Origin of the sequence: Paenibacillus sp. FSL R5-0908 (assembly GCF_038006245.1) — a bacterium.
GTDB lineage: Bacteria > Bacillota > Bacilli > Paenibacillales > Paenibacillaceae > Paenibacillus_AQ > Paenibacillus_AQ odorifer.
On sequence record NZ_JBBOUV010000001.1, the window covers coordinates 7215100 to 7241788 of the forward strand.

26 protein-coding genes and 1 riboswitch are annotated in these 26689 nt (G+C 44.2%); of the genes, 9 read left to right on the forward strand and 17 right to left on the reverse strand.

Features of this window, described 5'->3' with window-relative positions; all coding sequences use genetic code 11:
* Positions 1-210: 210 nt before the first annotated feature.
* The 3 genes from MKZ09_RS32975 to MKZ09_RS32985 all read right to left on the reverse strand — a co-directional run bounded on the left by MKZ09_RS32975 (position 211) and on the right by MKZ09_RS32985 (position 3518).
* Entirely contained in the window at positions 211-1530 is a 1320-nt protein-coding gene (locus tag MKZ09_RS32975; protein ID WP_036682206.1) for a nucleobase:cation symporter-2 family protein, read from the reverse strand.
* Positions 1524-2138 carry a xanthine phosphoribosyltransferase gene (locus MKZ09_RS32980; RefSeq protein WP_036682464.1) on the reverse strand — a complete coding sequence of 205 codons (615 nt, stop codon included), beginning with the start codon at positions 2136-2138 and terminating at the stop codon, positions 1524-1526. Before MKZ09_RS32980 ends, MKZ09_RS32975 begins: the two co-directional genes overlap by 7 nt.
* Before the next feature lie 168 nt (positions 2139-2306).
* A riboswitch (purine riboswitch) is annotated at positions 2307-2410 on the reverse strand.
* 160 nt (positions 2411-2570) lie between these two features.
* Positions 2571-3518: a sugar-binding transcriptional regulator gene (locus MKZ09_RS32985; protein WP_076202055.1), complete on the reverse strand. Its 948-nt coding sequence runs from the start codon at positions 3516-3518 to the stop codon at positions 2571-2573.
* Positions 3519-3717: 199 nt separating this feature from the next.
* Here MKZ09_RS32985 and MKZ09_RS32990 point away from each other — a divergent pair, with 199 nt between their 5' ends.
* The 4 genes from MKZ09_RS32990 to MKZ09_RS33005 all read left to right on the forward strand — a co-directional run bounded on the left by MKZ09_RS32990 (position 3718) and on the right by MKZ09_RS33005 (position 7680).
* On the forward strand, positions 3718-4686 hold the full coding sequence (locus tag MKZ09_RS32990; RefSeq protein ID WP_076132738.1) for a Gfo/Idh/MocA family protein: 969 nt from the start codon (positions 3718-3720) through the stop codon (positions 4684-4686).
* Between the two features lie 130 nt (positions 4687-4816).
* A complete protein-coding gene (locus tag MKZ09_RS32995; RefSeq protein WP_081388811.1) occupies positions 4817-5359 on the forward strand; it encodes a hypothetical protein in 543 nt (180 codons plus the stop codon).
* A 211-nt stretch (positions 5360-5570) separates the two neighbouring features.
* On the forward strand, positions 5571-6779 hold the full coding sequence (locus MKZ09_RS33000) for an MFS transporter (RefSeq protein WP_076202058.1): 1209 nt from the start codon (positions 5571-5573) through the stop codon (positions 6777-6779).
* Positions 6780-6837: 58 nt separating this feature from the next.
* Positions 6838-7680 carry an aldo/keto reductase gene (locus MKZ09_RS33005; protein ID WP_076099739.1) on the forward strand — a complete coding sequence of 281 codons (843 nt, stop codon included), beginning with the start codon at positions 6838-6840 and terminating at the stop codon, positions 7678-7680.
* Positions 7681-7684: 4 nt separating this feature from the next.
* Here the strand turns inward: MKZ09_RS33005 and MKZ09_RS33010 are convergent, their stop codons facing one another.
* From MKZ09_RS33010 to rlmN, 4 genes are all read right to left on the reverse strand, one after another.
* A complete protein-coding gene (locus MKZ09_RS33010) occupies positions 7685-8614 on the reverse strand; it encodes an AEC family transporter (RefSeq protein WP_076132744.1) in 930 nt (309 codons plus the stop codon).
* A gap of 156 nt (positions 8615-8770) precedes the next feature.
* A complete protein-coding gene (gene greA / locus MKZ09_RS33015; RefSeq protein WP_036682220.1) occupies positions 8771-9250 on the reverse strand; it encodes a transcription elongation factor GreA in 480 nt (159 codons plus the stop codon).
* Between the two features lie 222 nt (positions 9251-9472).
* Entirely contained in the window at positions 9473-9760 is a 288-nt protein-coding gene (locus tag MKZ09_RS33020) for a DUF6509 family protein (protein WP_076202060.1), read from the reverse strand.
* 79 nt (positions 9761-9839) lie between these two features.
* Positions 9840-10910, reverse strand: coding sequence for a 23S rRNA (adenine(2503)-C(2))-methyltransferase RlmN (gene rlmN / locus MKZ09_RS33025; RefSeq protein ID WP_036682223.1), 1071 nt, complete (start codon positions 10908-10910; stop codon positions 9840-9842).
* A gap of 155 nt (positions 10911-11065) precedes the next feature.
* Here rlmN and MKZ09_RS33030 point away from each other — a divergent pair, with 155 nt between their 5' ends.
* The gene (locus MKZ09_RS33030) at positions 11066-12124 is read left to right on the forward strand and encodes an endonuclease/exonuclease/phosphatase family protein (RefSeq protein ID WP_076202063.1); all 1059 of its coding nucleotides are present in this window, start codon (positions 11066-11068) and stop codon (positions 12122-12124) included.
* A 16-nt stretch (positions 12125-12140) separates the two neighbouring features.
* On the opposite strand, the gene MKZ09_RS33035 is transcribed toward MKZ09_RS33030, so the two are convergent.
* The 4 genes from MKZ09_RS33035 to MKZ09_RS33050 form a co-directional block, all read right to left on the reverse strand.
* Positions 12141-13394 carry a polysaccharide deacetylase family protein gene (locus MKZ09_RS33035; protein WP_076202065.1) on the reverse strand — a complete coding sequence of 418 codons (1254 nt, stop codon included), beginning with the start codon at positions 13392-13394 and terminating at the stop codon, positions 12141-12143.
* 5 nt (positions 13395-13399) lie between these two features.
* Positions 13400-14122, reverse strand: coding sequence for a hypothetical protein (locus tag MKZ09_RS33040; protein ID WP_076124118.1), 723 nt, complete (start codon positions 14120-14122; stop codon positions 13400-13402).
* 175 nt (positions 14123-14297) lie between these two features.
* Positions 14298-14963, reverse strand: coding sequence for a glycosyltransferase (locus MKZ09_RS33045; protein ID WP_172628870.1), 666 nt, complete (start codon positions 14961-14963; stop codon positions 14298-14300).
* Positions 14964-15097: 134 nt separating this feature from the next.
* The gene (locus MKZ09_RS33050; protein ID WP_036682230.1) at positions 15098-15454 is read right to left on the reverse strand and encodes a nucleotide excision repair endonuclease; all 357 of its coding nucleotides are present in this window, start codon (positions 15452-15454) and stop codon (positions 15098-15100) included.
* Positions 15455-15709: 255 nt separating this feature from the next.
* On the opposite strand from MKZ09_RS33050, the gene MKZ09_RS33055 reads away from it, so the two are divergent.
* A complete protein-coding gene (locus MKZ09_RS33055) occupies positions 15710-17200 on the forward strand; it encodes a peptide MFS transporter (protein WP_076132752.1) in 1491 nt (496 codons plus the stop codon).
* Between the two features lie 67 nt (positions 17201-17267).
* On the opposite strand, the gene MKZ09_RS33060 is transcribed toward MKZ09_RS33055, so the two are convergent.
* Positions 17268-18683: a hypothetical protein gene (locus tag MKZ09_RS33060; protein ID WP_076202068.1), complete on the reverse strand. Its 1416-nt coding sequence runs from the start codon at positions 18681-18683 to the stop codon at positions 17268-17270.
* A 163-nt stretch (positions 18684-18846) separates the two neighbouring features.
* On the reverse strand, positions 18847-19599 hold the full coding sequence (locus MKZ09_RS33065) for an SDR family NAD(P)-dependent oxidoreductase (protein ID WP_076202070.1): 753 nt from the start codon (positions 19597-19599) through the stop codon (positions 18847-18849).
* A 187-nt stretch (positions 19600-19786) separates the two neighbouring features.
* On the opposite strand from MKZ09_RS33065, the gene MKZ09_RS33070 reads away from it, so the two are divergent.
* Positions 19787-20428 (forward strand): TetR/AcrR family transcriptional regulator, encoded by a 642-nt coding sequence (locus MKZ09_RS33070; protein ID WP_076105092.1) that lies wholly within the window; start codon positions 19787-19789, stop codon positions 20426-20428.
* A gap of 123 nt (positions 20429-20551) precedes the next feature.
* On the opposite strand, the gene MKZ09_RS33075 is transcribed toward MKZ09_RS33070, so the two are convergent.
* From MKZ09_RS33075 to MKZ09_RS33085, 3 genes are all read right to left on the reverse strand, one after another.
* Positions 20552-21673, reverse strand: a complete 1122-nt coding sequence (locus tag MKZ09_RS33075; RefSeq protein WP_076202072.1) for a nitric oxide synthase oxygenase — start codon at positions 21671-21673, stop codon at positions 20552-20554.
* 139 nt (positions 21674-21812) lie between these two features.
* The gene (locus MKZ09_RS33080) at positions 21813-22091 is read right to left on the reverse strand and encodes a hypothetical protein (protein ID WP_076202074.1); all 279 of its coding nucleotides are present in this window, start codon (positions 22089-22091) and stop codon (positions 21813-21815) included.
* Between the two features lie 80 nt (positions 22092-22171).
* Positions 22172-22993, reverse strand: a complete 822-nt coding sequence (locus tag MKZ09_RS33085; protein ID WP_036682244.1) for a methyl-accepting chemotaxis protein — start codon at positions 22991-22993, stop codon at positions 22172-22174.
* A 108-nt stretch (positions 22994-23101) separates the two neighbouring features.
* Here MKZ09_RS33085 and MKZ09_RS33090 point away from each other — a divergent pair, with 108 nt between their 5' ends.
* Both MKZ09_RS33090 and MKZ09_RS33095 read left to right on the forward strand, forming a co-directional pair.
* Positions 23102-23950 carry a metallophosphoesterase gene (locus MKZ09_RS33090; protein ID WP_076202076.1) on the forward strand — a complete coding sequence of 283 codons (849 nt, stop codon included), beginning with the start codon at positions 23102-23104 and terminating at the stop codon, positions 23948-23950.
* Between the two features lie 185 nt (positions 23951-24135).
* Positions 24136-25242: a PdaC/SigV domain-containing protein gene (locus MKZ09_RS33095; RefSeq protein ID WP_076202079.1), complete on the forward strand. Its 1107-nt coding sequence runs from the start codon at positions 24136-24138 to the stop codon at positions 25240-25242.
* Between the two features lie 63 nt (positions 25243-25305).
* Here MKZ09_RS33095 and hmpA read toward each other — a convergent pair whose 3' ends face one another.
* Positions 25306-26511 carry an NO-inducible flavohemoprotein gene (gene hmpA, locus MKZ09_RS33100; RefSeq protein ID WP_076181862.1) on the reverse strand — a complete coding sequence of 402 codons (1206 nt, stop codon included), beginning with the start codon at positions 26509-26511 and terminating at the stop codon, positions 25306-25308.
* Between the last annotated feature and the right edge of the window lie 178 nt (positions 26512-26689).

The window sequence follows — 26689 nt, forward strand, 5'->3', positions numbered from 1 at the left end:
TCTAGTTGCCCCCTAGTATAAGAATTTGACACTATACAGTGTGTAATTTGATAACGCTTTCTAAACTGAGTATACTGCGCTTACAAACCCAATAATATTGACGGGACAACCTATTTTTTTGTGCATATGCACAAGCTATGAGCATGAGAAAAAGACCAAGCTTAGGTATCAGCACACCAGAGCTTGGTCTTTTAACATGAATTAGACGTATTAAGAAACTTGGGTTTCTTTCGTTAGAACAGGGGCAGCAGGATCTTCTGCCAGAACATTATCCTTTGTCTTCGAGAGGAAGATATTCAGTACAATCGCTGTAAGGGAACCGGATACGATACCGTTTTGCAGCAGCATCCGAGCGAATTCAGGCAATTGATCGAACATCGCAGGTACAGTTGCTGAACCCAATCCAACAGCGATACTACAAGCGGCAATCAGCAGATTACCATCCTTACGCAAATCTACCTCTGACAGAATCGACATCCCGGAAACAGCAACCGATCCGAACATCACGATCATCGCTCCACCCAGTACGGCATTGGGAATAACCGTTGTCAGAGCCGCCAATTTAGGCAGTAATCCAAGCACAACCATAATCCCGCCGGCTGCAAAAATAACATTCCGGGTTTTGACCCGGGTCAGCGAGACCAGACCTACATTTTGCGAAAATGCTGTGTACGGAAATGCATTAAAGATCCCGCCCAGCATAATCGCCAAACCTTCCGAACGCAGCCCGTTTACGATCTGCTTTTGTTCCACTTTCTGATCCGTTACTTTACCAATCGCAAAGTAAACACCTGTGGACTCCACCATACTAACAATATTAACAATGATCATAGTGAAAATAGCCGTAAGATTGAACTGAGGCCATCCGAAGTAGAAAGGCTGAGCAACACTTACCCAAGAGGCTTCACCTACTGTAGAGAAACTAACAATGCCCATTCCATAAGCAATAATTGTACCCACTAAAAGACCTATCAAGACAGAGACCGAGCGAAGAAATCCTGTAGTAAAACGGTTAACCGCTAAAATGACCAGCAGTGTGATCAGTGCAAGCAACAAATTGCGGGGATTCCCAAAATCAGCGCTGCCTTCTCCGCCAGCTACGCTATTCATAGCTACAGGAATAAGAGATAACCCAATAATGGTCACGACTGAGCCCGTTACTATCGTTGGGAAAAACCTCAGCAGCTTCCCGTAAAGGGGGGCCGCCAGTACCACGAATAAACCAGATAAAATAATTGCTCCGTACACCGTCGCCAAATTGTTGGCACTGCCGATAGCGATAATCGGCCCTACTGCCGTAAAGGTACATCCAAGAATAACCGGCAGCCTGCTGCCAAAATACTTAGTGCCCATAATCTGCAGCAAAGTAGCTAACCCGCAAGTAAACAAATCAGCTGCGATAAGATAGGCCATTTGGGTGGCATTCAGGTTCAGCGCGTTCCCTACGATCAGCGGAACAACAACTGCTCCGGCATACATCGCCAGTACATGCTGAAATCCTAACGCAAATACTTTTTTCTTGCTTAACATCTCGCACTCTCCTTGATTGGCTCTTTTGAACTTTCATTATCAATGAAGTGAATTTCCCCTGGTGACATAGATGTGATCCGGGCTAAAGCATGGACTTCTATCCCTCTATCCTCGAGTAGACTCCGGCCTTCTTGGAAGCATTTTTCAATCACACAACCAACGCCAAGGAGCTCAGCGCCAGCCTCTTGCACGATATCAACCAGTCCAACAAGAGCAGCACCAGTAGCCAAAAAGTCATCTACAATAAGCACCTTATCGCTTGGTCCGATATATTTTTGCGAGACACTAACCATATAATCCTCTTTGCGTGTAAAAGAATGTACCGGTGCGGAATAGACCGCTTCTGATAAGGTCACTGCTTTCTTTTTCTTCGCATATACAAACGGCACGCCTAAGGCGATGGCCGTAGCCATGGCGAATTGAATGCCACTCGCTTCAATAGTGATGATCTTAGTGATAGGCAAATGTCCAAACAACCGCTTGAACTCCTGTCCAATTTGTAAGGCAAGCTCCGTATCCACCTGATGATTCAGAAATGAATCTACCTTTAGTACCGTATCTGATAAAATAAGACCCTCTTGTCTGATGCGCTCTTGAAGTACCTTCATAGTAAACTTGATCTCTCCTTCTGAATTAAAAACAAAAAAAGGACAAATCCCTTGAGTCGTTTCTCTCAAGTGAATTTGTCCTTCTGGGTTTTTGTCCCTTAGTGGTGTAACACTGCATAGTGTCCGCATCGCTCGGTCCAGTCCTTCCATAGTCAGGAAGCGGAACCCTAGATGCGCTATTTCACTCATAGTCGGATAATTACAGTGGTTATCCGGTAGAAACTTATGGGCCATATTCCCAAGATTATATGAGTTGATAAGCAAATATAAAGATAATGTATAATGTGAAACTTATATTTTTATAAATGTTCGATATGAATACCTTGTATATTTTACACGCTCTGTCTGGTGCTTACAAGCAAAATTTTAAGCAATTTGCATGCCATTTTCAGGTTATTTTCACGAAATTCAATTGTTTACATTTAGTAGTTGCTACTCCAATATCTTCTGCGCTGTTTCTTGGGTCGTTACAAGCACATTCATATAACCCCCATTTAGCGCACCAAGGATCCCTGAAGCCTTCTCAAGTGATTCCGCTACACCAATGGAAAACCGTGCTTGCTTGATCTGCTCCAGGTCAATAGTCAGCGTTCGATCCGATATTCCGGTATGCACAGGAATCCCGTTGCCATCGTAGAATCGTGAACAGATATCACCAGCGACCTTTCCATTCTCCAGCTCAGCAATCACTGCATCACCATAAAATCCGCGCCACGCCTCTTCCCCCTTCATTTCCGGCGATCCGATACCGAACACAGCGATATCCAGATGGTCCCACGCCTTGGCAATGGACTGATAATACTGCGAATTCATCAGTTGATCTCTAGTTTCCTTTTGCTCCGTGATCGCTGGAACATCAATCATTAACGAGCGCGCACCCCATTTTAGAGCAGCTTGATAACAGATGTTATTTACATGGTACCCGCTCTCCATCTTTCCTGATGGGCCGCCAACCGTAGGTACACAGGTTACAAAAGGTCTCTGGGCTTGTGTTAGGCTTTCTACGACGGCAGCTAAGCTGCTTCCCCAAGAAAATCCAATCGTATCTTTCGGCTGAAGCACTTGCTCGAGCCATCTCGCACAGGCTTGTCCTATAGCTTTGCGTTTTATCGTGCTGGACTGTGCAGAATCTACCTCCACAACAATGGCTTCCTGTAGCCCGAACCGTTCCTTCAGCTCCTGCTCCAATGTAAAATGATCGCCAATATCGTAATTAATAGTTATTGTAACGATCCCTTCTTCACGTACCCTCTTTAGCATCCTGCTGATGGTGGTACGATATATGCCAAGTTCGCCGGAGATTTCACTCTGCGTTAAATTCTGTTCATAATACATTTGTGCTATTTTAATAAGCAGCTTCTTATCTTCTTTTCGATCCATGTTACAACGCCCCCGCTGTATTCGACAGTTTGACGGATTTAGAACCCCCCACTATACTGTAGACGATTGTTTTGCACATTTATTATTATATTGCACAAATGTGCTTAATATCAAAACTTTTATGAAGATGAATGGTTCAGATGGAATTAAGGTTAACACTAAATAAAAACAAACAATTCAAACAAATGAGGTGCTGGAAATGACCCCTTTAAAGTGGGCAATTGTTGGTCCAGGAAGTATAGCTGCTGAATTTGCGGCTGCGCTGAATGAAACGGAAGGAACGTTGTATGCGGTTGGGTCGCGGAGCTTGGAGAAAGCACAACACTTCGCTACTCAATATGGAGCCACGAAAGCTTATGGCAGTTACAGTGAAATGCTGCAAGATCCCGCAATTGATGTAGTATACATCTCTACGCCACATAGCAATCATTATGAATACATCATTGAAAGCTTACAGAATAACAAACATGTTCTCTGCGAAAAAGCAATCACGGTGAACAGCAAACAACTTCAAGAGGTCACCCGACTTGCCGCTGAAAAGGACCTGGTTGTGGCCGAAGCTATGACCATTTACCATATGCCACTGTATAAAAAACTGCGGCAGCTCATTGATGATGGCATCATCGGGCGCCTCAAAATGGTGCAGGTCTCCTTTGGCAGCCATAAAGAATATGATGTGAACAACCGTTTCTTCAGCAAAGATCTGGCGGGCGGAGCCCTGCTGGATATTGGGACGTATGCGTTGTCCTTCACAAGATTCTTCCTGTCCAAACAGCCCCATGAGATTCTTACTACGGTAAAACGATTCGAGACAGGAGTGGATGAGCAATCCGGCATTATTCTTAACAATGCTGCAGATGAAATGGCGGTGGTCTCCCTTACAATGCGCTCCAAAATGCCTAAACGGGGTGTGGTTGCAGGAGAACTCGGATTTATTACCGTAGACAATTTCCCGCGGGCCAGCAAAGCCACCATTCAGTATTTGGATGGCACAGTAGAGACGATTGAAGCTGGAGATACAGCCAGGGCTTTGCAATACGAGATTGAAGATATGCAGCGGTATATTGCAGATAAAAACCATAAAGAGACCCTCAACCTCTCCTTGGATGTCATGGACATTATGAGCAATGTCCGGGAGCAATGGGGAATCAAATATAGCTTTGAATAAATAAACCCGTTTAGTAGGCAGCTAACTTAGGCAAATGATTGTTTTTCGAGATAGACCGCCCGTATTTATCACTTATTCCCCCCATCTGCATTAATGTTAATGAAGTCAAAGTATGGGAGAGTGAATATGGGTGGCCTATAAAAGAGACCGGATCGTGGTCATTATTCAAAAAGGAAAACGGCGCATAATTACAAGGACCCCACTCCACGGAGTGGACAGATTAGTCTTTGTCATCAACAATCAATATACGAACGCCCCCAACACTACACAAATTGCAAGTGGAGCAGGACGCAGCAGCGCAAGCGGCAATAATGCCGCCATTGCTTCTCCCTATACACGCCAACAACAAAGTGTCGGCGCAGGCGGTGATGCGACTAACCTAGGCAGTGGGGGCAACAAACGCGGCAAAGCTAAGCCCCTCTTATTATATCCGTATCGCAAAGAAGTTGTGGTCGTTATCAATACCCAGACGGTTAAACTGCCTAAACGGAGTCAGAATGCCTCCGCAACTCAGGTAGCAAGCGGAGGCGGAACGTTCAGCACCGGTGGAACAAACTCCGCTATTGAAAGCCCAGGAACAAGACAGCAGCAGGCAGTTGGTGGAGGATCAGGTGGGCACGCCACTAACAAAGGCACAACTAAACGGTGCCACCTCAAACAACGGTCCCGTTAACCCTATTGGGACTATATAACAAGCATAGCAAAAAGCATGGGCAATCCTGACGAGATCAGGGTGCCCATGCTTTTTTGTGGTTTGGCGAGTTGCTCTATAGGTACTTTTTAGTACCTATAGCACTTTAAAGTACGTACTATACTTAATGGACAGATCTCTTCATAATAGCACTTACCGGCCCGGTGATTAACACAGCGTAGGAGTGAAAAAAATGTCCTTAGATAAAAAAAGAAGCACCTTGGCGCTCTTAGCTCTAGCCATTAGTGCCTTTGCGATTGGTACCACTGAGTTTATCAGTGTGGGGCTGCTGCCTCTAATCGCCACGGATCTGCATATACCGGTAACCACAGCCGGGTTGACCGTTACTTTATACGCTTTAGGAGTAACTTTTGGCGCACCCATCTTAACGTCGCTAACCACGTCGGTATCGCGCAAAACCTTACTGCTAAGCATTATGATCGTTTTTATTATCGGCAATAGTCTTGCGGCGGCTGCGGACGGGATTACATTGCTGTTAATCGCGAGAGTGATTTCCGCCCTGGCACATGGCTTGTTCATGTCGATTGCTTCGACCATTGCCGCCGACCTCGTGCCTGAGGATCGTAAGGCCAGTGCCATTGCCATCATGTTCACTGGACTTACAGTAGCTACTGTTACTGGCGTTCCGCTAGGTACGTTCCTTGGCCAACAACTCGGCTGGCGTGCTGCATTTGTTGCTATCATTGCAATCGGGCTTATAGCACTCATCGGCAATCTGATCCTTGTTCCTTCATCCGGGCTGCGCAAAGGTACCCACACACCCCTTCGTGAGCAAGTTAAGCTGGTCACCAATGGGCGTTTACTGCTTGCCTTCGCGATTACAGCTTTGGGCTATGGGGGCACATTTGTAGTCTTTACTTATTTATCGCCCCTTCTGCATGAGATCAGCGGATTCAAAGAGAATACAGTCGCCGTCATCTTGCTTGTCTACGGCATTGCGATTGCCATCGGGAACGTGATTGGAGGTAAAGCCGCCAACCGCAAACCAATGAATGCTCTATTCTATATGTTTGCAGTCCAAGCTGTCGTCTTATTTGTCTTAGCTTTTACCGCACCTTACAAGGTTGCCGCACTGATTACGATCTTCTTTATGGGACTGTTAGCTTTCATGAACGTGCCCGGCTTGCAAGTACATGTTGTTACGCTTGCAGATCGATATGCGCCAAGTGCACGAGATGTAGCTTCTGCATTAAATATTGCTGCTTTTAACGCTGGTATTGCCATTGGAGCGTACCTTGGCGGCATCGTCACAGATCATATGGGACTGATTCATACCACTTGGGTAGGTGCAATCATGGTTCTGTCCGCAGTATTACTGACGGCATGGAGCCGTGCTCTGGAGAAGAAAGATGAGGCTCCTCTCCAGACTAAAGCTGCTTAAACAGCAGTCCATTAACAACCCAAACAAACTTTTAAATATCTTAGGAGGTTACTTTATTATGGCTCAACATCTACAGGATACAACTACATTACACAACGGTGTAAATATGCCTTGGCTAGGGCTTGGCGTATTTAAAGTAGAAGAAGGCGCAGAACTGATACAAGCGATCAAGTCCGCTATTAAACACGGTTACCGCAGCATTGACACTGCCGCAATTTATGAGAATGAAACAGGCGTGGGACAAGCCATCCAAGAGGCTCTACAAGAGAACAACTTGTCCAGAGAAGAGCTTTTCGTAACCTCAAAGGTCTGGACCGCAGATATGGGCTACGAAGAGACCATCGCCGCCTACGAGACTAGCTTAGCTAAACTCGGACTTGAATACCTGGATTTGTACCTTATCCACTGGCCTGTAAAAGGAAAATATAAAGAGTCTTGGAGAGCGCTCGAAACGTTGTATAAAGAGGGCCGGGTAAAAGCCATTGGGGTCAGCAACTTCCAGATTCACCATCTTGAAGATGTACTGAAGGATGCTGAGATTAAGCCTATGGTCAATCAAGTTGAATTACATCCTTATTTGAATCAGCAAGAGCTGCTAGACTTCTGCAAAGAGCAAGGAATCCAATTAGAAGCTTGGTCTCCATTAATGCAAGGTCAATTGTTCGATCAGCCTGTACTGAAAAAAATTGCCGCCAAACATGGCAAATCCGTCGCTCAAGTTATTGTCCGTTGGGACCTGCAACGTGGGATTATCACTATTCCTAAGTCTACTAAAGAACACCGGATCATCGAAAATGTAGACGTGTTTGATTTCAATTTATCTGACGAGGATATGACTCTAATTAACTCTCTCAACCAAGATCAACGGGTAGGTCCAGACCCAGATCATTTTGATTTCTAAGGGCTTACGCACCTTGCACTAACACTATAAGCACCGGCAACACGAGAAACGAAGCAAGCGTCGTCCACAAAATACATTTGGATACCAGCTCCGGTGAGGCATTAAAGCGCTCGGCTAACACTACGGCGTTGACGGCAACTGGCATAGAAGCCAAAATTAGCAGCACAGAGAACAAGGTCCCGGTAATTTGCAGGATCGATAATCCGAGGTAAGCCACTAGCGGCGCTAAGATTAATCGAATCGACATCCCTGTCCAAAAAGTAGACTGGCCCTTGCGTGCGGATGGCATGGTTCTCACTTTAACCATCTGTGCGCCAAGGATCGCCAGTACCACCGGCGAATATCCTCCAGCTACCAAGGCAACCCCTGTAGCCACCTCTGTAGGCAAATGCAGGCCAAAGATGCGGAGAAGAAGGGCCAAGAGCGCTGCGTAAATGGCAGGAAGCGAAAAGACCGATTTCACTGCATTTTTTACCGAGAACTGAGATCTTGCTGCAAAATAAACGCCTATCGTATTCACGATAATCATCTGTCCGATCACATATACAGAGGCCTTATCGAGACCAAGCTGTCCGAAAGCTAGCAACACCAGCGGAAGTCCATAATTCACACTATTTGTAAACGTTGAAATCAAGGTCAGACCGGATACTTCGGATGGATCTAGCTTCAATAATTTGCCGACTATATTCGCAATCGCCCATAAAAAGATTAGATTCAGAAGCGAAAAGGCGAGCGTCTTATAAACATCATCCATGGATATCTCGGCAGTAGCCAATGTATTTAAAATAATTGCCGGCGTTAAAAAGTATAGATAAAGCGTCAATAACGGCTTCGTATCCAGATTCTTAAACCGCCCAAGTAGCGCACCCACGATCACAGGAATGGACAAAGGCACAATGACTTGGTATAACGTCGATAACACACTTTGGATCATGAATAGAACTCCTCTGCTGTAGGTTACTTCAAACTATAAGCGCAACAGCGCAGAACGTCTAAGATATGAAATCAATATACCTCATAGCCAAAACCTATCATGCCAACAAAAAAGCTCTCAACCCTTACAAAGGGTTGAGAGCTTTTCAATATATTGTTACATCATTTTGATCTCAAGCAACTCATATTTAATGATGCCCATCGGTGCATTTACACTAACAATATCGCCGACCTTTTTACCCAGCAATTCCTTGCCTAGCGGGCTTTCATAGGAAATCTTGTTATTAAGAACATCTGCTTCAGCAGCTCCAACAATTCTATATTCGATCTTCTCCGAATATTCGATGTCATTCAGAATAACAATACAACCCATACTAACCTTTGACAGATCCATTTGGCTCTCATCCACGATCTTGGCTTTGGTCAACATTTTCTCCAGAATCATAATACGAGTCTCCATGAACGATTGATCGTCCTTGGCCGAATGGTACTCACTATTTTCCTTCAAGTCTCCATAGCTGATCGCCAATTTAAGCCGTGCGGCCAATTCCTTACGCCCTGCGCCTTTCAATTCCTTCAGCTCTTCCTCTAATTGAGCCAACCCTTCTTTGGTCAAGAACACTTCTTCATTAGACATGTATACAACTCCTATTTTGGATGCTTTATAATATTTTAACCGATATATCCCAAACTTGCTAAAGATCTTACAAGAAGAAACAACATTGTCGTCCTTAAAGGACGACAACCGTTTCTCGTAGAAATATAAAGATACTTTAAAGTACAAAACATATAAATGCTTATATTTTAAAAAAATCCCTGCCACAATTGAACATTGGGCAAGGAGGTCAATGCTGCTTAATTATTCTGGCAAATGCTCTTTACAAAAAAGGAGTAACGCTTCTTCCTCGTCCTCTTCCATATCGAAATCGAGCAGTTGACCTGAAGTTGTCTCCTGTAGATCATAACTTACGATGCTGACTTGATCTTCATCCACCTTAATAATCGCTCTAGCGGATACTCCGTTCACTACATACAGCTCATCATCCTCTGGAACGTCCAGTTGAACGACAAATTCATACCGTTTACCGGTTAGTATACCGAAAGGATCTTTTACATTCTCCACATTGTAGCCCGTAAATGTCAACATAACTCAATCAACCTCTTTTCCTAATACCTGCCACGTCATTGTATCACAAAAAGTAACATATTGTTGTCGAGGTAGTCCGTCAAGCCATGGCTTTGGATTTCTTGATTTGTTTGCTTCGCAGCTGTCCGCAGGCAGCATCAATATCCACACCATGCTCCAGACGAGTGCTTACGCTGACACCCTGCTTCTTCAAGGTATCAAAAAAGGCCCGCACCGTCTCCCGCTCGCTTCTTTGATATTGGCTGTGTTCATCCACCGGGTTATAAGGAATCAAATTCACATTGACGAGCGGGCGTCGATCGCCAATCAGCTCGGCCAGTTCAAGCGCATGCTCTCTGCCGTCGTTTACATCCTTCATCAGAATGTATTCCAGCGTAATTCTCCGCTTGGTTTTCTCCAAATAATAATCTATAGACTCCATTAGCTTCTCTATTGGAATGGCCTTGTTAATCTTCATGATCTGCGTCCGCAGTTCATTATTAGGGGCATGCAAAGAAACCGCCAGGTTCACCTGCGTATTCGCATCCGCAAATTCAACGATTTTGTTAGCCAATCCGCTCGTTGATACGGTAATCCCTCTACCCGCAATTGCTAGTCCCTTGTGATCTTTGACAATCGCCAGGAAATCGAGCAGGTTCTTGAAGTTATCGAATGGCTCGCCAATGCCCATCACTACGACGTGACTGACCTTTTGATCCAGGTTCGCCGCATCCAGATGCTGCTGGACCTTCATAATCTGCTCCACAATCTCTCCGCTGGAGAGATCCCGGCTCTTCGCCAATAGCCCACTTGCACAGAAGCTGCAGCCGATATTGCAGCCCACTTGCGTGGTTACACATACAGACAAGCCGTATTTCTGTCTCATAAGCACTGTCTCGATCAGGTTGCCATCCTTTAGGCGGAACAGGAACTTAATCGTTCCATCCGCAGATTCCTGCTTCACATGTTCTTCCAAGGTATGAATGACAAAATTCTGCTCTAATAATTCTACACAATCTTTATTTACATCGAGCATTTCCGAAAAGTCTGTAATCCGCTTCCGATAAAGCCAATCCCAGACCTGCGTAGCCCGAAACTTTTTATGTCCACGTTCTAACAGCCATGCCGCCAGTTGATCAAAAGTTAATCCATAAATGGATTCTATATTCATTCGTTATCCTCTTTTCAAAACGTTAAAGTTCAGACCATCACTACTCATTGTCTCAAATTTTTTTTATTAAAACAAGGGGAGTTATTGGGTTGTGTCGAAGTTTACACCATTAAAGTCTGTTCTATGAACATGTATCTAAGGAGCGATGGAATCATATGGGTTCAACAAGAATAAAAGCAATCAGCCTCACCCTTCTAGCTGCCGTTCTAATCCTTGGCGGTTTTTTAGTGTATATTACTCTCACTGACTATAAACCACAGGAGATTACTACACTTACTGTAAACAATAATCCGCAGCAAGTAATGAAGCAGGGAGAATCCTTTTCTGTAACTACCTTTAATATTGGCTACGCCGGGTTGGATAAAGGCCAAGATTTCTTTATGGATGGCGGAACAAAGTCACGCTCAAGCAGTAGGGAACAAACGAAGATAAACCTTGAGGCCGTAGCATCCCTTATGACAGCTACAGACTCGGACCTGTTCATGCTGCAGGAGGTCGACATCGATTCTTCCCGTAGCAACGGTATAGATGAAGTCTCTTACTTGTCGAATAAGTTCGCTGATTACAGCAATGTTTTCGCGACCAACTACAAGGTACCTTGGGTACCGCTTCCTGTTCTTGATCCGATGGGCTCGGTGAACAGCGGTTTGTTAACTTTATCCCGTTTTAACAGCACAAGTAATATTAGATATGATCTCCCGGGCAAAGAAACCTGGCCTCGCCAACAGTTTGATCTCGACCGTGCTTTTGTGGAGAGCAGATTCCCCGTTGATAATGGAAAAGAACTGATTCTAGTCAATCTTCATTTATCAGCCTTTGACCAAGGCGGAACGATTCGCAAACAGCAATTGGAGTATTTATCGGCTTATATCAAGAAGGAGAATGACAAAGGGAATTACCTCATCTTAGGGGGAGATTGGAACCATTCCCTTCCGGGTACAGCTCCTGATGCTTTCGAGACAACGCAGGATTGGCCGCAATGGCTGCAAGAATTCCCTGAACATTTTCAACAGGGCTTTCAGTGGGCTGTAGATGCCAAGGTACCCTCCGTCCGGACGCTCGATGTTGCCTATACAGAAGGTGTGAATTTCCGCGCAGTGATTGATGGCTTTCTAGTCTCACCAAACGTCAGCATAAGCGGCGTACAGGGTCATGAGTTATCCTTCGAACACAGTGATCACAACCCTGTAACAGCCACTTTTATTCTGCAATAACATGGATTCTCTGATTCTATTTAAAAACAACAAATTTCAGGTTTTTCTCTTGGAAATACTTAATGATAGCGGGCAAAGCTTCTACAGTAATCTTCTTTTCGTGAAATAGATAGACTCCGCCGGACGGATCGGCATGATGAACATATTGAAGAATATCCTCTGGGTTCTTGACGTTCCAATCCTCGGGATCACGATTCCACAATAATACCTTCATCTGCTGTTCCGTCACCTTGGCGGTTAACTTGTCATTGATCGCCCCATATGGCGGCCGAAAAATAGTAATCGGTGATTGTGTAATTTGCTCCAGCGCCTGATTAGTCTTCGCCAAGTTAATCCGGTTCTCCTCAACGCCATTAGCAGTCATTTTGCTATGATCCCACGAATGACTCCCAACCGACATCTTATGCTCATTAGCATACCTAACGGCTTCCGCATTATGAGCTACCTTATTCCCAATGAATAAAAAGGTGGCAGCCACCTTATGTTCTACTAGAATATCTACGATCTCTTTCGTATACTTTGACGGTCCATCATCAAATGACAAGGCAACATAACCCTTTGGCAAACTATACAAAAATTCATTCTCGGGTAATTCATACTTTTCGTACGGTAATGTCTGTTCTTGAGGAGGGACTGAAGGTTCTGGTGTAGGCTCGGCTTGCTGGTTATGAACCGATATCGTCTGCGCAAGGGTAACGAACGGTACCGAAAGTAATGGCTCAGAGTCGGCCTCTAATACGGGTTCCTCCAGCGCTTCAGCACTATCTACGAGTTGTCCATCCATTCGCAGAGGTAACACAAATATCAAACAAGCGAACATGAGACACAGCAGTGCAACCAGTCCAATTCGTTTGGTCTTCTTTCTGCTTATCCTATGCCCTGGTTCTGTAGAGGGAAGCATGGTCTGAACTACCCTCTCCTCTTCTGCTTGAGGATAGTCCTGCTGCTTTAATTGAAGAAGTTGGTTTACATAATTTTCAGAACAGGCAAAATACAATGTTTCGCTGTAAGCTCTGTTCATTATAATCAGTGTGCTGTAGTAACTATTCCGAAACGGATCCCACTTCGGATACAGCGACAATCTCATTCTCCCTCCGGAAAAGGGACCTAGCGCCTTCAATTGTTCGTATGTAAATTCATCTATGGTGAGCTTGCTTCTTGCGTACCCAACATTACGGGTTAGACCTACCTCAATCTGATAACCGGCCTGTTCATGCTCAAGCGACAGTAACTCAATCATTAGAATGGTGTCCGGTTCCTTAGATGCCATGAATCCTATGTATCTCCGTTTCCATCATTTCGATCCGTCAGACTACTGCCACTCCCAAAAGGAACCGTCATCCGATTGGTGAAATCGCTGATCATACCCGAGAGATACGCCTTTTCTTGGCGAATCGTATCGTACTTTTGTTTTAGATGTGCATTCTCAATCTCAACCCGTCCGATTTTCTCTTCCAGATCATTCATCTTTTTGAGTTTCTCTGCATGGGCTTCGTTATGTTTTTGAATCAGATTTACATACTTTTGCTGCTCCAGCTCAATGGTACTCTTCAATTCCTCAATCTCAGCTGTGAGCGTAGTTTGAAGCTCCCGGTAATCCTCCAGCACTTGATCTACCTTCAAATTTCTCTCAATCAACTTATGCTCAAGCTCGCGGACATTCTTTTCTCTTTCCTCAATAACCTTATTGAGGTTCTTCATATCCCGGTTTAAGCGCTCCACATGACTGCTGGAATGGGTTAACCGATCCTGAAGTTCATTAATATTGGTCTCCGCATGTTGTCTGGCCTGAATAATCTGCTCTACGGAGAAGATCAAATCGAGTGATTTTTTATCAAGCTGAGCTTTGCCTGTAGTAACCAATCCAGCTAAAGTCTCGTCCGAGGTCTTTTCTTCTATTTCTTCGACCTGTTCATCTAATAATTGTACCTTTTGAACCATATCCGACTTGGATTGCTTATCCACTGAATCTTTCTTTTTAAAAAAGGGGGAAATCATCGATTTTATCACCTCAATTATAAAAAAATGTCAAAAAATGTCGAGTGCCCACGAGTCTATTATAGTTTACTTATCTTGTATGTAAGTGAGCCTTTATATCTAACTTTCTGAAATGCACCTAAAGACCTATTCTCTTCTGCAAAATAAAAAAAGCACCCCTTCGGGTGCTTTGATTTCAATTGAATTTATCGGGAAATTGTTTGATCAATCCCTCGGTTAAGATATCTGCGAACATGATCATATGCTCCAGCCCTTTATCAAATGCGACAATTTCGGCATCCCAATCCTTTTTAACTCTAGCTGTCACGTCATCAGTAATCAATTCCAGATGTTCATGAAGCATTTCCTTTAATTGTTCATAAGAATATTTGGGATTCTGGCTACTTAGGAACTTGGCAATGTCATCAGCGTTGGCATACCACTCTTTATTGTATTTTTCCACATCGGCCTGATTTCCAGCCTTTACAGCACCTAGAACTTTTCCGGCAATAAGAATATGCTCCCGCAATAATTGAGCCAGCTTATCTCCAACTGCCTCACCGTAATACGGTTTAAAGACATCCCCTATGTCCTGCTGATTCTGTAACAGCCTTGCCAGAACCTTATCCTTGTCCTCAGAATCTGCAAAGGCGCTAACAATGTAGTTCTTTGTCCAAACCACATGATCGATCCATAACTTCCTAAGATTATCCTTAAGCTCAATTACGGAGGGGGTTAAGCATTGCTTGTGGGAGCTCTTTTTCTCTTTAGCTGCTGCAGCATCGGCAATTGTAGGTGTAACACTTACAACCAGAAACATACACAATAAGGTTAGCTTCAACATCAAATACTTATTTTTCAATATGACCTATCTCCTTGTGAACAATGATGGATTTGAATATCTTGTATATTGTGCACCATTACTTCCATTTCATTCGCAACTATTCTCAGAACACAAAAAAGCACCATCACATGGATGGTGCCTGGGTCTTACTTTTATCTAAACATCACTTTATCTACGTTGTATTTAGATTTCAGTTCATTAATGATATAGGTTTCGTAGATCTCTCTATGAACTGGACTTTCGATTAAACACACATCAATTCTGGTGACCTCGTCCCGATGTTGCTTGATGTCAGATACGGTGTCTTCAAAATGTTTTTTAATTCTTGGTCTTAGCTTTCTCGCTTTACCTACAAACAACAACTCATCCTGATCATTGTAGAACATAAAGATACCGCCGTAATCTCTCGGAATCAGGTGAAAGTCCGTAAATCCGTAAATATTGCTTAACTGCGGGTTAATTTGTTTAGTAATACTAACATCCGCTTTTGGAATCGTTATGTTGATCATTAGCTCACGTCCTCTTTCTATATAGGAGTAAATAGTATCATAAATCGCTAAGTAAGACCATTCAATCTGGCGCAGTCAAATAAATACAATAAAAGCAAGTTCGATTGATCTAATGGAAATATTACTAAAAAATATGGCATTATTCAAAACCTTCCTGCCCAAGGGTTGCGGTCTTAGACAGGAGAGGATTATAAATAAAATAGAGGCGTTTGCATCATGATATATAGATATTTGTCATCTAGGAGGATTTGATTCATGGCAGTAACAGACCGGCAAAAAATAGTAGATAGCGTCCCGCAAAAGGGTTTCTTCGGACATCCTAAGGGACTTTTCACCCTTTTCTTCACAGAATTTTGGGAGCGTTTCTCTTATTATGGCATGCGAGCTATCCTTGTCTACTACATGTATTATGAAGTGAGCCAAGGCGGTCTCGGATTACCTGAAGATATGGCACTTTCTATTATGTCTATCTATGGATCGCTTGTATATATGTCAGGGATCATTGGAGGCTGGCTTGCGGATCGGCTCCTTGGGACTTCGAGGGCTGTTTTCTACGGCGGCGTTTTCATCATGTTCGGGCATATACTACTGGCTATTCCAGGCAATACCACATTGTTTTTTGCTTCGATGGTTTTAATCGTACTCGGAACGGGTCTACTGAAACCCAATGTTTCAAGTATTGTCGGCGAAATTTATAGCGAGCAGGATAACCGCCGTGACGCTGCCTTCAGCATTTTTTATATGGGCATCAACCTTGGAGGATTTCTCTCCCCACTAATTGTTGGCGCAGTAGGCATGAATAATTTCCATCTAGGTTTCTCGATTGCCGCAGTCGGAATGTTTATTGGACTAGTCGTTTATATTATGACTCGCACAAAAAACCTGGGTCTGGCCGGTACGATTGTACACAACCCTATTCCTGCAGATCAGAAGAAAAAAATCTTTACTTGGATTGGTGTAGGATTAGTTGTACTTGCGATTTTGATTACAATCGGTATTCTTACCGGAGTGCTTACCTTTGAAACATTAATAAAAATAGTAGGGGTGTTAGGCTTACTTATTCCTACGATGTATTTCATTATGATGTACCGCAGTCCCAAAACAACAGCCGTTGAACGGTCAAGAATTCTCGCATACATTCCTTTATTTATCGCATCGATTATGTTCTGGGCGATTCAAGAGCAGACTTCTACAGTTCTAGCTAGTTTTGCTGATAAACGGACCCAATTGGATTTTGCAGGCTTACACATTTCTCCTGCTTGGTTCCAATCGCTTAACCCGCTGTTTATTATCACTCTTGCACCTATATTTGCCTGGTTGTGGTTAAAGCTCGGTAACCGTCAACCCTCGATTCCGCAAAAGTTCTCGCTTGGTTTATTGTTTGCCGGTTTATCCTTCCTGGTGATTCTAGTACCTGCTTATTTCGGTGGAGCTAATTCACTTGTGAATCCATTATGGCTGGTACTCAGCTATTTTATCATTGTAATCGGGGAGTTATGCTTGTCCCCTGTGGGCTTATCAGCTACGACCAAACTGGCGCCGGCGGCTTTTACCGCTCAAATGATGAGTATGTGGTTCCTATCGAATGCCGCTGCCCAAGCAATTAATGCTCAGATTGTGAAGTTCTATACCCCGGATACCGAAATGATGTACTTTGGAGTAATTGGTGGAGTGGCCCTTATCCTTGCGCTTATCCTCTTCCTATTCTCTTCCAAAATTCAGAATTTCATGAAAGGGATACATTAAAGACATCCAAAGGCTGCCCGAGATCTTCTCGGCAGCCTTTTTTTGGTTTCCTATAGTTATCCAACCTCTACACCAGAAACATGGCGACAATCGTCGTGACTACCAGCCCAATGAGTACAGGCTTAACATTCCGTCTCGCCAGCTCAAAGGGGCTTACTCCGCAAATAGCAGCCGCCGGAATCAATGCCCACGGAATCAGTGTGCCTCCACCCACCCAAATGGCAGCTACCTGCCCCAGCGCAGTTAAAGTCGCCGCATTGGAATGTGTGGCCACCGCAAACAATTTGCCAATAGACCCGGCAAGTGAAATGCCCGAGAACCCTGAACCATCTAGGCCTGTAATGGCTCCGGTTATAGTTGCGGTCACAGCACCCACTGCGCCGTTCAGAGGAACGTTATGTGCTAGAGCGACCCCTAGATCATTTACAATCCCCTGAGATGCGGCGGGCAGCACTTTGCCGAATAATTCAGCAAACGCTGAATCCCCCAGATAGAAAAAAGCGGCAATCGGTATCACAGGACCAAATACTTTGAAGCCAAACGTAAGTCCATCGATCAGATAAGAAGTTACTTGCTCCAACCCTTTATTACGATGTGCCAACAAGGTTACTACAACCAGAATGAACACCGCTGTTCCACCAACTAAGGCAGTTGCATCTCCCCCCTGCAAATCGAGCAGGAACATGCCTGCTACATCAGCTAAAAACAGAATGGGAATGGCGATAGCCAGCCATTGTTTCAATGCTGGATGAATCACCGCTGGATCTTCTGCCGTATCATTCTCTGCAGATAACGCACTCACGGCACTTTTCCCGGCAATAAGCCCGTCTCGCCAAGTTCCCTTCTTCTGATCTCTGCGCATCATCCAATACGCCGTTATCGTAGTCACCACGCCCATAACAATTACAAGCGGAACACTCGCCTCCATGACACTGGTCACTGGAAGTCCGGCCGCATCTGCTGTTAGTTTAGGTGCACCTTGAATAATGTAATCACCTGAGAGCGCAATCCCGTGGCCAAATAAATTCATTGCCATCGCCGCTCCAAGAGCCGGCAGTCCCACTCGAATGGCAACCGGCAGCAGCACAACCCCGATCAAGGCCACTGCAGGTGAAGGCCAAAAGAACCATGAGGTGACCATCATAATCAGACCGATCCCCCAAAAGGCTATGAACGGTGTGCGCAAAAAGCGGGTAAGTGGAGCAACCATGATCTCGTTAATCCCCGTGCGTGTTAATACCCGGCTCATGGCTACTATGATCGAAATAATCATGATCGTACCCATTAGCTCCTTGGTTGCATATACAAAAGAGTTGAATATACCTGTGACTGAACCACTGACGGTCTCCGTGGCTAACCACCCAAGTACAAAGATGCCCGCAATACAGATCATCGTTGTGTCCCGTCTCTTGATCAGAAGTGCCATTATAAATACGATAAATGCCAGATATACATAATGGAGCGCTGTTAACTGGATGCCCATCTCTGCACCACACCCTTCTCCTACTATCCGAGTGCTATATGGTATGCAGGGGTGTAGGCTAAAGTTCGGTAGAAATGGGCTTAAAACAGCAAAAGAAGCCATCCCGTGCGTAGAGAAAATCTACGTATGGGACGGCTTCTTAATGTTTCTTAATTAGAGACTATTATTTAGCTACAACTCCGCCATCAACCGGCAGCTCAACACCTGTAATGTAAGAAGCTTCATCAGAAGCCAAGAACAATACAGCTTCAGCTACTTCAGAAGCACGACCAACACGTGGCAGCGCAGTCTGAGACATAAAGAAGCTATGCATTTTTTCGTTATTTACAAATTCAGCACTCATTGGGGTTTCGATAAATCCTGGGTGAACAGAGTTCACACGAATGTTATCTTTACCAAAGTCTACAGCTGCTGCTTTACTTAGCATACGAACTGCACCTTTAGAAGCTGTATAAGCACCAGCACCGCTGCTGCCAGTCAAACCTGCGATGGATGAAATATTAACGATGGAACCACCTTTATTGTTCTTCATTTGAGGAACAACATGCTTCATGCCAAGGAATACGCTGCTCACGTTGATGTTCATTACTTTGTTCCATTGATCAACAGTGGATTCGAGCAATTGAACCGGGAATGAGATCCCTGCATTGTTTACCAAAATATCGATTTTCCCGAACTTGCTAATCACATCTTCTACAACCTTGATCCAGTCTTCTTCGGAAGCCACATTATGTGCATAAGCTGCTGCTTGTCCACCATTTACTTCAATTTCCTTCACAACTGCTTGTACGGCAGCCTCGTTAATATCAGTTGCTACAACTGTAGCACCCTCTTTGGACAATAAAAGGGCTTCTTCACGGCCCATACCGCTGCCTGCACCTGTAATAATTGCTACTTTATTAGTTAGACGATTCATAATTAGGTCTCCTCTATAATCGTATTGTGATATAATATTTGAGTGATGATAGTCACACTATCACTGTGATATACATCATATCATTTTTGCAAAAGAACTACAACCACTCCTTGCTTAATCCAATAAACGGTGGATATAATACTAATAATTGAAAATCCCAATCAAAAAATGGAAGGGTCTAGCCCTCATGAATCCTAAAACACGATACGAAAAAGAAAGATCCGATGGTAAGCAGCAACGATTAATTACGATCCTCGAATCCGCAGAACGAGTATTATCACAAAAAGGAATCGAAAAGTCGACGATGCAAGATGTCGCAAGCGAAGCCAATATCGGGATTGCGACGTTATTTCGCTATTTTCCCAGAAAAGAAAAACTCGTAGTGGCTGTAGCCACCCGAATGCTGGAGCCTATGCTCGATCATTTTAAATACGTAGCGGACTTGCCCCTTACTTGTCTTGAACAAATCGAGAAATTATTTGATTTTTTTATTCAGGATCAAAATCATCTAAGTATTATTTTTATGGTCAATTTCGAAAGCTACGCCTCACACTCAAGTGAGCCTGTTGAGGATGTTCTGAGCTTCAATGCACTCAACCGCAAAATTTGGCATGAATACTCCAGGATCATTCAAAATGGGGTAGAAGACGGCTCTATTCGTGCGGGTCTCCCCGTAAAAGAAACCTTAATTACGCTCATGAATAGCTTTGCCCTCTTTTCCAGAAAACTAACGATGAAAAAAAACATTCTCCTGCTGGAATCCGATCTAGACTCCGACGATCAGCTTGAGCTACTTAAACAAATTTTTCTGGATCATTTAAAAGCCTAAAAAGCGCCAGTTTCCTTAGGAGGGGAACTTGGCGCTTTTTCTATAGTCAAACAAAAAGAGACATTTCCGAGGAAAATGCCTTTATCCAGATTAAAGTTGCGACCTATATACTGCCTTCGTTAGCTAGTGAAACGGGCAGGTTGCGACGGGTGATTGTTGATAAAGAAAACGAGGGCTGAAATCATATTCTTTTAACGTACGATCATGCCAAATCGGTGTAGACGAAGGTGACATAGGCGGAATCAGCCAGGACCAGCGCCCTGAGACTTGGCGCCCCTGCTCGTTCTCCTGTTGCTGGAATCGAACAAATTGATCTGCTGCTGTATGGTGATCCACGATGCTGACCCCTGCTTGCTTGAAGGAATGCAGCACTGCGCGATTCAGCTCAAGAAGCGCCCGATCCTTCCAAAGCGTTGTGTTGCTGGAGCGATCCAGTCCCATCACATCAGCTATAGCTGGCAAAGTGTTGTATCGTCCAGTATCCCCCAAGTTACGCGAGCCGATTTCAGTCTCCATGTACCAACCGTTAAAAGGAGCAGCCGTGTACAGAATACCGCCAATTTCCAACTGCATGTCCGTGATAATGGGTACAGAATACCAACGGAGCTGAAGCTCAGCAAAACGTTCAATTTCAGGATGTGTTAACGGTACCTCCTGAATGAGGTGATCAGGAATAGGGAAAACGTAAGGATGCCCGTTGCCAATACTGATCACTAACGGCAACACATCATAATCGCCACCTGTTCCTTGCCAACCTAGTTGCTGGCATATTTTTGTGAATTCATCCGATGCCGGATCGCCAGCGCGTCCGTGTTCTTCATCGCCAGGATACCCGGCATAACGAATCAATTGGTGGTTCCAGATCCGAATCCGCTGACTCGGATCTTCTCCGCTGCGGAAGACGGTGATGAGTGAACGAATACGTCCTCCGTTGTTCGCCTTTTCCAGATGTCGCAGCAACGCTTCAGCAACTTGTTCCTCAGTCTCTGCTTGGCGTTCATCGATTAGCTCAATGGATTGCCAAAAAAGACGCCCAATGCAGCGGCTATTGTGGCGCCAGGCCATTCTTGCACCATGCGCTAATTCTTCCGTTGTATGTGTGTAACTGCCTGATTGGTTAATTTCCTCATGTACGGCTAGGATGCGATGATCCGTCTCGGCTTCAGACTTGTCTAGTTCAGCGTAACATTGTCGAATGAAAGCTTCCGCCTGCCGGGTTAATTCTTCGATGTGCTTGCCATTCATATCCCTTATCCCCCATCTAAACCCTTGCTTAAACTCTCAATCCAGTATAACATCCCTCTTCCTATGCCACATCTTTCAGGGAACAGCGCATAAGAACAACCCGTGAAGCTTGGAGCTTCACAGGTTGCGGCAGGAACATTTAGCGCTCTGAACGTTTCCCTTGCTTATTCAATGAGGCAAGTCTGCTCTTATCCTCGGTCAACAGTTCTCCAGCCAACTCCACACCTTGAGGACCTAGCCAGTCCTGAGCTTGCTGAATCGCCTGCTCAGTATGTGCCAGGCGGTTCTCAGCCTGTGCCAAAGTCTGTTCTGTTGGATGACTAAGTGCCTGAGAGACAGAGAAATGAAGCTTGCCCAAAGAATTTTTGGCTTGAGTTACATTGTCATTCGCTTGCAGACTGGAATCGGGTTGTTTCATAAATGAAATACGCTCCCTTCTGAAATGCGCCTGTTCTCTTCTAGCATGGTTTGGGTGAAGTAATCTTATGCATTCACTATCTACTGGATAATGGATTGCATAAAGGACGTCATTTCATTACTCGCTTTATTCAGGCGCTCAATGACACCGCTGAATTCAGTGACCAATTCTGCTTGTGAGTGTGAAGAAGCAGAGATCGCTTCAATTTCTTGCTCCATTTGCTTAATGGACTTTTGAACATCACTCAGTGATTTTTCAATATTATGGGTTGCTTCTTTAGTGTTAACGGACAGTTTGCGTACTTCCGTAGCAACCACCCCAAAACCAGCCCCTTGCTCTCCTACACGAGCGGCTTCAATTGCCGCATTCAGCCCAAGCAGGTTCGTCTGCTCAGAAATCTCACGAATGAAGCCGGCAACCTTATTCACTTCTTGTGATTCCGTTACGGCTCTACGCGTATTATCTAATATTTGCTGCGAAGTAGCTGATAATTCCTGAGATTGGGCAGCTACGCTCTGCACCATCTCCATTAGATGACTGCTTATCTCATTAATCTCATCTGTGAATCCTTCAAGCTTATTCTCGTTCTCTAGTGTATAGGCAATGGCAAAAACCCCGATTACATCATCATCCGTTCCGTAGATAGGTACACATGTTGAGATTACAGGAGCTCCATAAATTTCTGCTGGGATTCGGTTAGAGCTTGCTATACCTTTCAGTCCATTTGAAAGCGACAGATCTTCAGGCGGGATAGGGTTACCCTTAACCAATCCGAGATCAATAACTTTACTTGGTGCGTAATAATGGAAGATCTCCCTGTCCGTGATTCCAATCATAATATCCTGCGAGTGAATCTTTTTGAAATAAGGTGCTGCGAGGACTAAGGCATCGATAATACTCATCTCTTCATCTCCCATATAAAAAAAATGTATATGTAGTTTTATCGTCACAATGGGTTATTAAATGAATATTGTCATAGTAGAGTAACAATCCCCACGTATGATTTGTTTATGAATACTATTAGCAGACGACAATTTCTACAGAAAAGCGCTCAAGTAACTCTAGGCCTTCTTGGAACAGCTGGTGCATCCGGTATCTATTCACATTGGATCGAACCCTACTGGCTGGAAATCAAATACGTAGATATTACACTCCCTAGACTTTCTCCAGCCTTCGATAAATTTCGTATCGTTCATTTTAGTGATTTACATCAAGGGGTATATTCCAAGCCGCAAGCATTAATGGAGCTAGCGCAGCAAATTCAACATGTAAAGCCAGATCTGATCTGCTTCACCGGCGATTTATTAGATCATTCAGCCGATTATATTTCAGAAGCCGTAGCCTTGTGCTCTCAGTTGCGGGCTCCTTTTGGACAATTTGCAGTATTAGGCAATCATGACGCTTTTGGGACCAGAAAGGTTGTAACGAAAGGGCTAACACAATCGGGCTTCCACGTGCTCCATAATGAACATATCGTCTTAACCCAAGGTACGGACAAGCTCTATATTGCCGGAATAGATGATCCTTGGGTCGGAAAAGCAGACATCGCCCAAGCGCTGCTTCATATCCCGGAAGAGGCTTGCACAATTCTCCTTGCCCATGAACCTGATTTCGCCGATGACTTTTGCAAGCTGCCTATAGATCTGCAATTGTCTGGCCATAGCCACGGAGGCCAAGTGCGGCTTCCCTTTGTCGGAGCTTTATATACCCCGCCTCACGGAAGTAAATATTCAAGTGGATTATATCAACTGCCCAACAGCCAACTTCAGGTCTATACCACTCGCGGGATAGGAGTAACTCGTATGCCTGTTCGTTTTAATTGTCGCCCCGAGCTCACCGTAATTACTTTACATTCTTAATGCTAGTGTCTTAATCGTACAAAATGGTTAAAAAGTATATACCTTTTGCATATCTATGCAACAACACTGTAACCGCCTTTGTAATCAAATCTATTTGGGACCTAGGTATAATTGTAGGAGTGATAGAGGAAAAAATATCATATTGCAACTACATAAGCCCATCCTTGGGAAGGAGAGATTAAGTTATGAATAAAAGTATGAAATGGACCTCAGCCATCTTGGCTGCTGGAGTATTGCTTGGAGGGTCGGGACTAGTAGGAGGAACTTCAGTTCAAGCCGCAACTACCGGAGGAAATACGGTAAAACAAGCCGCACAGCAACCCTCTGTAGTGCTTAAATATAAAGGCAAGACCTTATCGCAGCAGGCGAAAATAGTAAACGGCAATACCATGATCCCTTTAACTGTACTACGGGATGCTTTTGGCCTTTCCATTAACTATAATGCAAGCACCAAAACTTATAGTGTAGGCAGCGATTCCATGAAGCTGGACATGGAGGTCTCAGATTACGGTGTTAGTACAACCCTGAATGGCTATTACATTTATAGCATGACCGGCAGTCATGATGTGAAGGTCATCAATGACCGGATTTATGTTCCATTCAAACTCTTGTCTGACTATTTAGGAGTGCAAGGCGTTTATAATCCTTCATTGAAATCACTTGATCTAAGTAAAAAAGTAATGAATGACATCAAAATCACCTCTGAAACCTTAGATAAGAGCAATAAAAATGCTAGTATCAAAGTGCAATATCCCAAAATCAGTGGCTTAACGGATGAAGTGCAAACTAAGATTAATGCAATCTTCAAAAAGCAAGCTGAACAATTTGTCGCAGAGAGTGAAGAACAGGCTAGCCGTAGAGATGGTACTATAGAGAATAAATATGACTTCTCTCAAACTTTTGTTGTCTCCTTTAACCGTGAAGGGGTTCTGAGCATCGTGACTGATCAATATGGCTATACTGGTGGAGCTCATGGTGGAGCCCTTCGTGAAGGATTTACCTTCTCGCTGAAAGACGGCAAACCAATTGAACTTAAGGACCTGCTGAAGGCAGAGCCAAACTACAAACAAAAATTAGATAAAATGTTGAAGGAAAGCACCAAGGAGCTAGCTTTTCCAGATACACCTGGCGGACTAACAGAAAAACCAAACTTCTACGTTTCCGAGAGTGGCCTTGCAATCTTCTACCAACAGTATGAAATTGCCCCTTATGCGGCTGGAATTCCTACGTACACCTTTAATTTCAGTTCAATATTACCAAAGGGAACTAACCCATTCGCTGCCTTCAAATAAACTTCTATTGTAAAAAAGAGCGTCACAGTCATTAGGACTGGGACGCTCTTTTGTTTTTACAGCTTAGGCTTCCAAACTTCCAGCCGGGCCGAAGAATTCATAATGAATTCTGTCTTCAGCCACCTTCCATTCCTTAAGAGCCTTATATATCGCCTTCATAAAAGGAGTCGGTCCGCAGAAATAGAATTCAGAGTTTACGTCTGTTACTTCTTGCAACCAAGCTAGATCAATATAACCTGTTTTATGGAACGTATCTCCTTCACTTGGAGTTTCATAACATACATAGGATCGTAGGGTAGGATGGGACTGCTCCAAATCCGCCACCATTTCTTTCATAGCATGCAAGCTTCCATTGATGGCTGCATGAATGTACGTTACCTCTCGTTCTGGCTGCGTAGCAATTAACGTCTCCAGCATACTTACCATAGGGGTTAGTCCAACCCCGCCACTGATAAGAACCACTGGACGATCACTATCTTTATTTAGTACGAAATCACCTGCTGGCGAGCTTACTTCCAATATAGCTCCCACTTGTACGACATCATGAAGGAAAGTAGATACGACTCCAGCCGGTTTATCCGGCCCTTCACCTTCCCGTTTAACTGTGATGCGGTAATACGACTGTCCCGGCGCACTGGACAAACTATAGTGGCGAACATGGGTGTATTCCTCGCCCTCAGGCTGAACACGAACCGTGATGTATTGACCCGGTAAGTAAGAAGCTATAGCCCCTCCATCCTCAGGAGAAAGGTAGAAGGAAGTAATAAGTTCACTTTCTTTAACCTTCTTAGTAACCACAAAGTTTCTAAATCCACTCCAACCCCCGGGAATTTCGGCTGCTTCACGATACTTCTCTGCTTCGACACCAATAAAGGCATCTGCGATCACGCCATACGCCTTTGCCCAAGCATCAATAATTTCCGGTGTCGCCGCATCGCCAAGTACTTGCCCAATAGCAGCTAACAAAGTCTCACCTACGATGGGATAATGTTCAGGTAATACTCCCAATGCCCGATGTTTCTCCGCAATCTGTTTTACCACAGGCAAAATATTTCCCAGCTGATCAATATTCATTGCCGCCGCGAGTACGGCGTTAGCAAGTGCAGTCTGCTGTTTACCTTCCCGTTGGTTGGCATGATTAAATATATTTAGTAACTCCGGATGATTTTCAAATAACATGCCATAGAAAGTAGTTGTGATGGTCTTCCCATGAACCTGCAATACGGGCACCGTTGATTTTATGATTTCAATGGTTTGTTGATCTAACATCTAAATAACCTCTTTCCTGCAATAAATTAATTCCTCTATAAAAAGCATATAGAAGCTGCACATGCCGGAGTGTGCGTTCAATCACACGAGAAATTGAAAAAATGTGAACGATCTAATAATTGCAATGATATTCATCACAATAACGCACCCGAAATCAAAAAAAACTATCCAAGAGCCA

Excerpts from the sequence above, each read along its gene's own strand:
- MKZ09_RS32975 (WP_036682206.1), bottom strand. The coding sequence starts at position 1,530 with ATGTTAAGCAAGAAAAAAGTATTTGCGTTAGGATTTCAGCATGTACTG.
- MKZ09_RS32980 (WP_036682464.1), bottom strand. The coding sequence starts at position 2,138 with ATGAAGGTACTTCAAGAGCGCATCAGACAAGAGGGTCTTATTTTATCA.
- MKZ09_RS32985 (WP_076202055.1), bottom strand. The coding sequence starts at position 3,518 with ATGGATCGAAAAGAAGATAAGAAGCTGCTTATTAAAATAGCACAAATG.
- MKZ09_RS32990 (WP_076132738.1), top strand. The coding sequence starts at position 3,718 with ATGACCCCTTTAAAGTGGGCAATTGTTGGTCCAGGAAGTATAGCTGCT.
- MKZ09_RS33000 (WP_076202058.1), top strand. The coding sequence starts at position 5,571 with ATGTCCTTAGATAAAAAAAGAAGCACCTTGGCGCTCTTAGCTCTAGCC.
- MKZ09_RS33005 (WP_076099739.1), top strand. The coding sequence starts at position 6,838 with ATGGCTCAACATCTACAGGATACAACTACATTACACAACGGTGTAAAT.
- MKZ09_RS33010 (WP_076132744.1), bottom strand. The coding sequence starts at position 8,614 with ATGATCCAAAGTGTGTTATCGACGTTATACCAAGTCATTGTGCCTTTG.
- greA (WP_036682220.1), bottom strand. The coding sequence starts at position 9,250 with ATGTCTAATGAAGAAGTGTTCTTGACCAAAGAAGGGTTGGCTCAATTA.
- MKZ09_RS33020 (WP_076202060.1), bottom strand. The coding sequence starts at position 9,760 with ATGTTGACATTTACGGGCTACAATGTGGAGAATGTAAAAGATCCTTTC.
- rlmN (WP_036682223.1), bottom strand. The coding sequence starts at position 10,910 with ATGAATATAGAATCCATTTATGGATTAACTTTTGATCAACTGGCGGCA.
- MKZ09_RS33030 (WP_076202063.1), top strand. The coding sequence starts at position 11,066 with ATGGGTTCAACAAGAATAAAAGCAATCAGCCTCACCCTTCTAGCTGCC.
- MKZ09_RS33035 (WP_076202065.1), bottom strand. The coding sequence starts at position 13,394 with ATGGCATCTAAGGAACCGGACACCATTCTAATGATTGAGTTACTGTCG.
- MKZ09_RS33040 (WP_076124118.1), bottom strand. The coding sequence starts at position 14,122 with ATGATTTCCCCCTTTTTTAAAAAGAAAGATTCAGTGGATAAGCAATCC.
- MKZ09_RS33050 (WP_036682230.1), bottom strand. The coding sequence starts at position 15,454 with ATGATCAACATAACGATTCCAAAAGCGGATGTTAGTATTACTAAACAA.
- MKZ09_RS33055 (WP_076132752.1), top strand. The coding sequence starts at position 15,710 with ATGGCAGTAACAGACCGGCAAAAAATAGTAGATAGCGTCCCGCAAAAG.
- MKZ09_RS33060 (WP_076202068.1), bottom strand. The coding sequence starts at position 18,683 with ATGGGCATCCAGTTAACAGCGCTCCATTATGTATATCTGGCATTTATC.
- MKZ09_RS33065 (WP_076202070.1), bottom strand. The coding sequence starts at position 19,599 with ATGAATCGTCTAACTAATAAAGTAGCAATTATTACAGGTGCAGGCAGC.
- MKZ09_RS33070 (WP_076105092.1), top strand. The coding sequence starts at position 19,787 with ATGAATCCTAAAACACGATACGAAAAAGAAAGATCCGATGGTAAGCAG.
- MKZ09_RS33075 (WP_076202072.1), bottom strand. The coding sequence starts at position 21,673 with ATGAATGGCAAGCACATCGAAGAATTAACCCGGCAGGCGGAAGCTTTC.
- MKZ09_RS33080 (WP_076202074.1), bottom strand. The coding sequence starts at position 22,091 with ATGAAACAACCCGATTCCAGTCTGCAAGCGAATGACAATGTAACTCAA.
- MKZ09_RS33085 (WP_036682244.1), bottom strand. The coding sequence starts at position 22,993 with ATGAGTATTATCGATGCCTTAGTCCTCGCAGCACCTTATTTCAAAAAG.
- MKZ09_RS33090 (WP_076202076.1), top strand. The coding sequence starts at position 23,102 with ATGAATACTATTAGCAGACGACAATTTCTACAGAAAAGCGCTCAAGTA.
- MKZ09_RS33095 (WP_076202079.1), top strand. The coding sequence starts at position 24,136 with ATGAATAAAAGTATGAAATGGACCTCAGCCATCTTGGCTGCTGGAGTA.
- hmpA (WP_076181862.1), bottom strand. The coding sequence starts at position 26,511 with ATGTTAGATCAACAAACCATTGAAATCATAAAATCAACGGTGCCCGTA.